At 37.0% G+C, this 9,763-nt stretch carries 9 protein-coding genes; 6 read left to right on the top strand and 3 right to left on the bottom strand.

The window, feature by feature from the left end; translation table 11 throughout:
• Positions 1-277: 277 nt before the first annotated feature.
• Together pyk and MM239_RS19960 are read right to left on the bottom strand one after the other, a co-directional pair.
• Positions 278-1,708 carry a pyruvate kinase gene (gene pyk, locus MM239_RS19965; protein ID WP_241350095.1) on the bottom strand — a complete coding sequence of 477 codons (1,431 nt, stop codon included), beginning with the start codon at positions 1,706-1,708 and terminating at the stop codon, positions 278-280.
• Between the two features lie 14 nt (positions 1,709-1,722).
• Entirely contained in the window at positions 1,723-2,151 is a 429-nt protein-coding gene (locus tag MM239_RS19960) for an IPExxxVDY family protein (RefSeq protein ID WP_241350094.1), read from the bottom strand.
• A 149-nt stretch (positions 2,152-2,300) separates the two neighbouring features.
• Here MM239_RS19960 and MM239_RS19955 point away from each other — a divergent pair, with 149 nt between their 5' ends.
• From MM239_RS19955 to MM239_RS19935, 5 genes are all read left to right on the top strand, one after another.
• Positions 2,301-2,537, top strand: coding sequence for an acyl carrier protein (locus MM239_RS19955; RefSeq protein ID WP_008629501.1), 237 nt, complete (start codon positions 2,301-2,303; stop codon positions 2,535-2,537).
• Between the two features lie 22 nt (positions 2,538-2,559).
• Complete coding sequence (gene fabF, locus MM239_RS19950; RefSeq protein WP_241350093.1) at positions 2,560-3,813, top strand: beta-ketoacyl-ACP synthase II; 1,254 nt, start codon at positions 2,560-2,562, stop codon at positions 3,811-3,813.
• Between the two features lie 2 nt (positions 3,814-3,815).
• Positions 3,816-4,556: a ribonuclease III gene (gene rnc, locus MM239_RS19945; RefSeq protein ID WP_241350092.1), complete on the top strand. Its 741-nt coding sequence runs from the start codon at positions 3,816-3,818 to the stop codon at positions 4,554-4,556.
• 43 nt (positions 4,557-4,599) lie between these two features.
• Positions 4,600-6,450 (top strand): NAD(+) synthase, encoded by a 1,851-nt coding sequence (gene nadE, locus MM239_RS19940; protein ID WP_241350091.1) that lies wholly within the window; start codon positions 4,600-4,602, stop codon positions 6,448-6,450.
• A 70-nt stretch (positions 6,451-6,520) separates the two neighbouring features.
• Entirely contained in the window at positions 6,521-7,630 is a 1,110-nt protein-coding gene (locus MM239_RS19935; protein WP_241350090.1) for a prolipoprotein diacylglyceryl transferase, read from the top strand.
• Here MM239_RS19935 and yidD read toward each other — a convergent pair.
• Positions 7,627-7,848: a membrane protein insertion efficiency factor YidD gene (yidD, locus tag MM239_RS19930; protein ID WP_241350089.1), complete on the bottom strand. Its 222-nt coding sequence runs from the start codon at positions 7,846-7,848 to the stop codon at positions 7,627-7,629. The genes MM239_RS19935 and yidD overlap by 4 nt on opposite strands.
• A 239-nt stretch (positions 7,849-8,087) precedes the next feature.
• On the opposite strand from yidD, the gene MM239_RS19925 reads away from it, so the two are divergent.
• Positions 8,088-9,539, top strand: a complete 1,452-nt coding sequence (locus MM239_RS19925; RefSeq protein ID WP_241350088.1) for a BamA/TamA family outer membrane protein — start codon at positions 8,088-8,090, stop codon at positions 9,537-9,539.
• The last annotated feature ends 224 nt before the right edge of the window (positions 9,540-9,763 follow it).

Here is a 9,763-nt window from a genome sequence, read left to right as displayed (position 1 = left end):
TTGAAATGTTTCCTGAATATCAGCACATAATACCATGAATACCAATAATCCACGCTGTTTTTCCCCACAAAAAAATGTGGATAAACCAACTTTAAAGCTGATTTTCGTACATTAACATACAAATACGCGTCAATACGCTACAAAGGAGCACAAGACTCCAAATACTTGAATATTGGTCAGTAAATAATGTACCTGAGTAGTTACACTCAAATAAATAAAAACGAAAAAGGCCATTGAAATGAGTCAATGGCCTTCTTTGTATTTAGTATTATCGTATTTAATCTACTACATGAACTTTCATCATGTTGGTTTTACCTTTTGCATTGAGAGGCATGCTTGCAGTATTGATAATGATATCACCATCCTTCACATGGCCATCATCTTTAAGCTGATCTTGGATATCGTGGAATGTCGCATCAGTAGACACATTGCTCTCATAATAATACGCCCTTACTCCCCATACCAAACTCAACTGTGTCAGCAATGGCTTGTTTCGAGTAAAAATAAACGTATTTGCTTTAGGTCTATGTGAAGCAATCCTAAAGGCTGTAAATCCAGAAGAGGTGATACCTACTATAGCTTTTGCATTTACATTTCTAGATATCCTAGAAGCCATTAAAATCAAGTTATTTGATAGGAATGTTTTATCATCCTCTGGTATTTTGTAGAGGTTGTGGTATACATCCGCATTTTCTTCGATATGGCTGATAATCGAACTCATTGCTTTTACAGCATTTACAGGAAAATTTCCAGAGGCAGTTTCAGCTGATAACATAACAGCATCTGCACCATCAAGTACCGCTGTAGCGACATCATTTGTCTCTGCACGAGTTGGACGAGGATTGACGATCATACTTTCTAGCATTTGAGTAGCGATGATAACTGGCTTACAAGCAAGTTTACATTTCTCCACCATTTTTTTCTGCCATAGTGGCACCATCTGCATAGGTACTTCTACACCCAAATCACCTCTTGCGACCATGATAGCGTCGGTAGCTTCGATGATTGAGTCAATATTTTCAAGTGCCTCAGGCTTTTCGATCTTTGCAACGATTTTGCAATTTTTACCAGCCTTCTCAATTCTATTTCTTAGATCATAAATATCCTCCGCAGATCTCACAAAAGATAATGCTATCCAATCTACTTCATTCTCCAATCCAAAAGCAAGATCTTCAATATCTTTCTCTGTAAGTGAAGGAGCTGACACTTTGGTATTTGGTAGATTGATACCTTTTCTAGATTTCAATATACCTCCGTGGATCACTGTACAATTTACATTTTTTCCATCGGTACTATTTACTACTAGTTCAAGGTTTCCATCATCGATGAGGATTCTATCTCCAGTAACTACATCATTTGGTAAGTTTTGATATACAGTGCTTACAAGTTCTGATGTACCTATTACAGGATCATTGGTAATTGTAATTTGTCCACCAGGTACAATTTCCACACCATTGTTTTCCACTTCGCCCACTCTGATTTTGGGCCCTTGAAGGTCTTGGAGTATCCCAAGAGAAAGTTTATGATCTTTGTTAATCTTTCTAATCATGCTGATCACTTTGGAATGACCTTCATGATTTCCATGAGAAAAATTCAATCTGAACACATTCGCACCAGCTTGCGCCAGGTTGTAAAGTGATTCTTCATTGTTGGAAGCTGGGCCTACGGTAGCCAAAATCTTTGTTTTATTAAAGACAGATGCACTCATTGGTAATTCTCGTTTTAATAGGTTAAAAGGTTTTCTTTAGATTTTAATTTATTAACATCCAATTTGACGACATTTTGGATCAGGTTACTTTTTGATAAGCGCTCAATATACAGATTAATATCCAATTCTTCCGTGTAATCTTGAATTAGTAGGAAGTAGTCCATTATCCTCAATTCGGGAATGAGGTACCTAATGTTCACATTTTCATTGACGGATCTATTTTTGAGAAGCTGGACGTAACCATGTTCTTTTTCAATCATATATTGAGAAATAATCATGGACGAATCATCCAGAAAATGAAGTTCAAAATCCTTAGATTTGACAAGATTCACATCCAAACAATTGTTTATCACCCAAGCCATTTTATAGTCCTTGAGTGGTGCTATGAAGCCCAAAAGTTCAAATTCGAATATGTTATCTACAAGTAATTTTGTTTTCTTCATTCAGGAAGAATTTAAAAAACAAAGTTAAAAATAATCCTTCAACTTCAAGGTGGTAAAACAATAACTTGAATTTACTTGTCAGTTTTTTTTGGCAATAAGGGGATAAATATATTTCTTTGCGGAGTGTTATAAAATAAACTGATAACAAAATGTCTGAAATTGCACAAAAAGTAAAAGCCATTATCGTAGATAAGTTAGGCGTAGAAGAATCTGAAGTTACTCCTGAAGCTAGCTTCACAAACGATCTAGGTGCTGACTCACTAGATACGGTAGAACTAATTATGGAATTCGAAAAAGAATTCAACATTTCCATTCCAGACGACCAGGCTGAGCAAATCGGTACCGTAGGTCAAGCTATCAGCTACCTGGAAGCAAACGTTAAATAAAATAATCACTTAAAATTCATTTATGAATTTAAGAAGAGTTGTAGTAACAGGTATTGGCGCCCTTACACCAATAGGTAATACCGTTCCCGAATTTTGGGAGGGGTTGACTACTGGTGTAAGCGGTGCTGCGCCTATTACTAGATTCGATGCTTCCTTGTTCAAGACACAATTTGCCTGTGAGGTCAAAGGCCTCAATGTGGAAGATTTTCTTGATAGAAAAGAAGCTAGAAAAATGGATCCATTCACACAGTATGCCATGATTGCTGTGGATGAGGCAATGAAAGATTCAGGTTTGGATCTTGAAAAAATCAACCTAAATAGAGCTGGAGTCATTTGGGGATCAGGAATTGGAGGTCTTAAGACATTCCAAGATGAAGTTGTGGATTTTGCTAATGGAGATGGTACTCCTAGGTTCAATCCATTTTTCATCCCAAAAATGATCGCTGACATTAGCACAGGATTTCTTTCTATAAAATATGGCTTCAAAGGGCCAAACTTTGTAACGGTGTCCGCATGTGCTTCTGGAACCAATGCATTGATTGATGCTTTTAACTATATAAGATTAGGAAAAGCTGACATATTCATCTCCGGAGGATCTGAAGCTGCTGTAACAGAAGCGGGTATAGGAGGATTCAATGCGATGAAAGCTTTATCTCAAAGAAATGAAGACCCTCAATCCGCATCTAGGCCTTTTGATAAAGATCGAGATGGATTTGTGCTTGGAGAAGGTGCTGGTGCACTAATCCTAGAAGAATACGATCATGCCAAGGCAAGAGGAGCTAAAATCTATGCAGAGTTGGTAGGTGGCGGTATGACCGCAGATGCACATCATATTACAGCCCCACATCCAGAAGGAGAAGGTGCTGCAAATGTTATGAAATATGCATTAGAAGATGCAGGGCTTAACCCTGAAGATATTGATTATGTCAATGTACACGGTACATCTACACCATTGGGTGATGTAAGCGAAGTCAAAGCCATTCAAAAAGTATTTGGTGAGCATGCTTATAATTTGAATATCAGCAGTACCAAATCAATGACAGGTCACCTTCTTGGTGCAGCGGGTGCCATAGAAGCCATAGCTTCTGTACTCTCCGTACAAAACGACATCGTCCCTCCAACTATCAATCATTTTACGGATGACGAAAGTTTTGACAGCAAGTTGAATCTTACTTTCAACAAAGCTCAAAAAAGAGAAGTAAGAGCCGCTTTGAGTAATACTTTTGGATTTGGTGGACATAACTGTTCCATTATTTTCAAAAAAATCACGGTGTAACCTTGAGACTTTCACGATTACTCAGATTACAAGCGCTACTTTATAATAAAAATGAAAAAAGGCTTGCTGCTTCCATAAAACATATGGTGGGCAGTAAGCCTTTTAATTTGGCACTTTACAAATTGGCTATCAAACACGCCTCGGTAGCGGATGAAAGCATCAACGGACTAAAATTATCCAACGAAAGGTTAGAATTTCTAGGTGATGCATTTTTGGGAGCCATAGTTGCTGAATATTTATACCTCAAATTCCCCTATAGGGATGAAGGATTTTTGACAGAAACTAGGTCTAGGATTGTCAATAGAGAAGCACTCAATCAGATTGCAATCAAAATTGGTCTAGCAAAACTCATTAATGAAGAGTTAAAAAATAAAAATGTAATTGGTAACAAATCCATCAACGGAGATACACTTGAAGCAATTATTGGTGCGATCTATCTTGATAGAGGTTATCGATTTACAAAGAAATTCATCCTCAAAAGGATAATCATACACTTCGATGTAGATAACATCATCAGCACAACCAGTAATTTTAAAAGCAAACTCATAGAGTGGGCACAAAAAGAATCCAAAGACATTGAATTCAAGCTTTTGTCGGTAAATGGTTCACAGCGTTTCAAAGAATTTGAAATAGAAATTATTGTAGAAAACAAAGTAGTCACTACTGGCAAAGGTGCAACAAAGAAAAAAGCTGAACAGGAAGCTTCGAAAAACGCCTGTGAAATCTTAAATATCCCTATTTAGATCTTTATCTTTGGGGTTAATGTTTTAGGGAATAGATCGTATTATGTCGTCCAAACTCAAGATTGCGCTAGCCACCGTCAACCAAACACCTTTGGATTGGAAAGGGAATCTTCAAAACATCACCAATAGCATTGAAGAAGCCAAGTCTAGAAGTGTAGATTTATTATGCTTTCCCGAACTGGCTATTACTGGATATGGTAGTGAAGATTTATTCCTGAGCTACTGGTATCCTCAAAAGGCATTAGCCCAGTTAAAGCAAATAATCCCCCTCTGTGAAAATATTACTATAGCTGTAGGTCTCCCTATTCGCAGCAATGAGGTAGTTTATAATTGTGTAGCAGTTATAGAAAATAGAGAGCTCAAAGGAATAGTCGCTAAGCAATTTATGGCTATAGATGGAGTTCATTATGAGTTTCGATGGTTTACCCCATGGAAAGCCAATGAGATTACAACGATTGATGTTGATGGAGTTGACATCCCATTAGGTGATCTAATTTTCGAAAAAAATGGTCTTAGATATGGTTTTGAAATCTGTGAAGATGCTTGGAGAGGAGATCTCAGACCTGGGTATAGGCTAAGAGATCGAAAAGTAGATCTAATCTTCAACCCTAGCGCAAGCCATTTTGCGATGGGTAAAAGTAAAACAAGAGAAGAACTGGTGTGCTATTCCTCAAAGGAATTAAAGGCTACTTATTTTTATGTCAACCTACTGGGAAACGAATCTGGTAAAATGATTTTTGATGGTGAAACGCTCATTGCTAAGTCAGGACAACTTATTTACAAAAACAGACTACTTTCATTTGAAAACTATCAAATTTCCATATTTGATTATAATCATCAAAAATCAAACTATCCTGAAATAAAGAGCTATCATAACAAGAATCAGGAGTTTGTTCAAGCTGCTTCTTTAGCATTATTCGATTACCTAAGAAAAAGCCGAAGTAGTGGCTTTGTCCTCTCACTTAGTGGTGGAGCTGATTCTTCTAGTATTGCCATTCTTGTTGCAGAAATGGTCAAACGAGGAATTGCCGAATTAGGAACTGAAGCCTTTTTAGAAAAACTCAATCTTAAAACCGAGGGGTTTTCAGATGATCCTAGCAAAGACATCATGTCCCAAATTTTGACAACCGCTTACCAAGGAACTGAAAACTCTTCAAATGAAACATTTCAGAGCGCTAGGAGTTTGGCGGAAAGTATAGGAGCCACATTCTACAATTGGGAAATAGGAACTGAAGTAAAATCGTACTCTGAAAAAATCGAAAAGGCCTTAGGAAGAAAATTGACTTGGGAGAAAGATGATTTGGCACTTCAAAACATTCAAGCACGTAGCCGATCTCCAATCATATGGATGCTCGCAAATATAAAGAATGCATTACTCCTGACCACATCAAACAGAAGTGAAGGAGATGTAGGATACGCTACAATGGATGGAGATACATCAGGAAGCATCTCTCCTATCGCTGGTGTGGACAAAGCTTTTATCCTTCAATGGCTACAGTGGGCCGAGAGCGAACTAGGACATGCTGGATTAAGGTTTGTAAATTCACTTCAGCCTTCCGCAGAGCTTAGACCATTGGACAATCATCAGACTGATGAAGATGACCTCATGCCATACGGGACTATTTTGGAAATTGAGAAGTTAGCTATCAAAGATAAAAGATCCCCGATTGACATTTATCTGAATTTGAAAGATGAATTAGACATAAGTGATGACTTACTCAAAGTTTATATCAAAAAATTCTTTAGACTCTGGGCTAGAAATCAATGGAAAAGAGAGAGAATCGCTCCTTCTTTCCACCTTGATGAGTTTAGCGTAGACCCAAGAACTTGGTATAGGTTCCCTATTTTATCAGGCGGATTTGAAGAAGAATTAGCAGAATTAGATTCTCATTGATCAAAATTTAACAAAATTGCTCGCGTTCTTAGTTGATAATACCCATATTTGATCTAGAAAAAATAATAAAATGATAAACAACCTTTTGAATTATATAGTCTGGAGTCCAGATCAAGCAGTTATCCCAGGATTTGATAGACTTAGGTGGTACAGTTTACTATTTGCGCTTGGATTCATCATCTCGCAGCAAATCATGGTTTACATATTCAAAAAGGAAGGACAAAACCCTCAACTCGTTGATAAATTGACCATATATATGGTCCTGGCTACGATTATTGGAGCTCGATTGGGACATGTCTTGTTTTATGAACCTGAGAAATATTTAAGCAATCCTATTGACATATTGAAAGTCTGGGAAGGTGGACTTGCAAGCCATGGTGCAGCCATAGCTATCCTGATTGCATTATTTATGTATGCTAAGAAAACTCCCGGACAATCTTACTTATGGGTAGTAGATAGAATAGTGATCGTGGTAGCCATGACAGGAGCTTTGATCAGGATTGGAAACTTAATGAACTCAGAGATTGGAGGTAAAGAAACTGAAAGTGATTCAGGTTTTGTCTTTGCAAGAGATACGGAAGAAGCATTAGAAACATTGAGACTTCCTCTCCAAAAAGTAAATGCATACAAACCAAGCGACAGGCAGGCTGAATTGGTTGGAAATGGCATTGTCCCTGTGAACTTTGATATTGAAGTTGTCAAGGGAGGGTTTGAGGAAAAGGATTTGAGGACAGCAATAGAAACTGATGTCAAGTACATTTTGACGAGGTTCAGAAGCTCACAAAAATACCTTGCTGAAGACCCGAGCAAATCATTAGACTATACCGTTTCAGATCAAGGTGACACCTATCTTGTCACTATCAAAACCTTTGGCAAGGCAAGATACCCTACTCAAATATATGAGTCACTTTCTTACTTCTTCATATTCTTGATATTGTACCTCATCTGGAGCAAATACAAAGAAAGATTACCTGAGGGTTTATTCTTAGGCCTTTTTCTGATTTCTGTTTTTGGTATGAGGTTTATATGGGAATTTCTCAAAGAGAATCAAGTAGATTTTGAAGATGGGCTACAGTTCAATATGGGACAGACTTTAAGTATTCCTTTGGTTATCGGTGGAATTATCCTGATAGTCTTAGCCGCCAAAAAAGGTTTGAAGCCTCCTAAAAGTGATATTTAAGGTACAGGATCATGGCCATGCCCACCCCAAGGATGACATTTAGAAATTCGCTTAAGCCCTAACCACCCTCCCTTTACCACGCCATGTTTCATAATGGCTTCCTTCATGTAATGGCTACATGTTGGAGTATACCTGCACGAAGGTGGGAATAAGGGAGATATAGCGTATTGATAAAGCAATACAGGAAGAATGGCGATTTTACGAATGAGCGTCTTCAATGAGTGAAACTTTGGTGAAGAATTTAAGTTTAAACATACGCTTTATATGATTAATTCCATTTTGGCTTCATCATTTATACAAATGAATTTAAGAGTTTATTCCTATTCAAGAACTCTTTCGATTGACTAAAGTAGGATTGAATGTATAGCAATCTTAACAATTTGAAAAAGTTTATCATAACATTACGTATTTCTATTACCATAATTAAAAATCGACTTCCAAGCCTACTATTAAACAAATGAGATTTAAATTTCCATTGATTTTCTTCCTTATGCTAATGACCACTGTAATCATACACAGTGCCAATGGACAGGATATTCAAGTGGAAGAGCAAATCTCCATTAGTTCAGACCCTCCTGAAAAAGTCGTGATCAATAACATCTATGTAATTGGAAATCAAAAAACGAGGAAAAACATCATCTTAAGAGAATTAAATATCTTCAAAGATATACAATACGGATGGGACGAATTGATCGAAACCATACTTACAGATGAAAAGAAGATATTTAATTTGCAACTTTTCAATACTGTAGAAATCACGCCACTGATCACAGGAGAAGAGCAAATTGACCTGCTGATAAAAGTAGATGAAAGAAGGTATTTCATTCCTTCGGTAATCTTTGAGCTGGCTGATCGGAATTTTGCAGAATGGTGGACCAATCAAAATCGAAGCTTTAGGAGGGTAAACTATGGCGGAAGATTTTATCATAATAATGTTGGTGGAAGAAATGAAAAATTGAGAGTAGTCACGCAGTTTGGATTCACTCAGGCATTTGATCTACTTTATAGATTCCCTTACATAGATCGCAATCAAAAACACGGACTTTCATTCCAAGTTAGGTTCCAAACAAACAAAAACATTGCCGTAAAGTCTGAGAACAATAGGCAAGTCTTCTTTGCAAATGAAGCTGAGAATGTATTGAGGAGAAATATTCAATCAGCTATAAGTTACAGCTATAGAGGAAGTTTTTATAATTTCCATTTTGTCACTTTAGGGTACAACAACTTCAGAGTGCATGAAGATGTCCTTATAGAGAACCCAAATTACTTCCTTCATGGAGACAATGTACTGAGAAATTTTTCAGCCTCTTACAACTACAGACACGATAGAAGAAACTATAATTCATACCCCACCAGTGGTGCTCTTTTGGATCTTGAGCTGACCAGATATGGATTGTTCAGTTTTGATGATTTTCAAGATTGGGAATTTTCTGCAACAGCAAATCGGTATATGGAATTCAGTAACCGATTACATATTGCTACAGGTTTGTCTGTTAACACATTTTTTGGTCAAAGACAACCATTTACTTCTGTGAGAGGGATAGGTTACAGGCCATATTTTATCAGAGGATATGAATTCAACGTAATCGATGGTCAGCAAACCCTAGTCCATAAAAACAGTTTAAGATTCAAGTTTCTAGACCTCAATTACGACATTTCTAACCTTGTCCCTTTGCAAGGATTCACCACTTTCCCGTTGAGATTATACCTAAGTGGAAATTTTGATCATGGTTATGTCAATGATAGAAATAATATTCCAGAAAACAGGAGACTAACCAACACATACCTCTTTGGCTATGGACCAGGGTTAGATCTTGTTATTTTTTATGACATAGTTTTTCGTTTAGAATATTCTTTGAACAATGCTGGTGAAGGCGGCTTCTTTTTCAATTTCAATGCCCCTTTCTAAAAGCATTCCTAGCTAAAAGATTAAAACGACTATAATCATTTTGAAATACGATTCATTAAATGCAACAAACTAAATTTAATTTTATTCAATAAGCATTTTGTAACTACTCAGGTTGTAAATTAGCTATATGATTTAGATTTTCTAAGATATTTCCCGAACGTTTGATCAGGGTATCCACGACGGATCTTATAACACAGAAGTTTTCAGCTCCATTGTTGGATTTG

The organism is Belliella filtrata (genome assembly GCF_022549775.1).
Taxonomy (GTDB): Bacteria; Bacteroidota; Bacteroidia; order Cytophagales; family Cyclobacteriaceae; genus Belliella; species Belliella filtrata.
The sequence above is the reverse complement of the archived record's forward strand: the minus strand, read 5'-3'. Positions and strand labels throughout refer to the sequence as shown.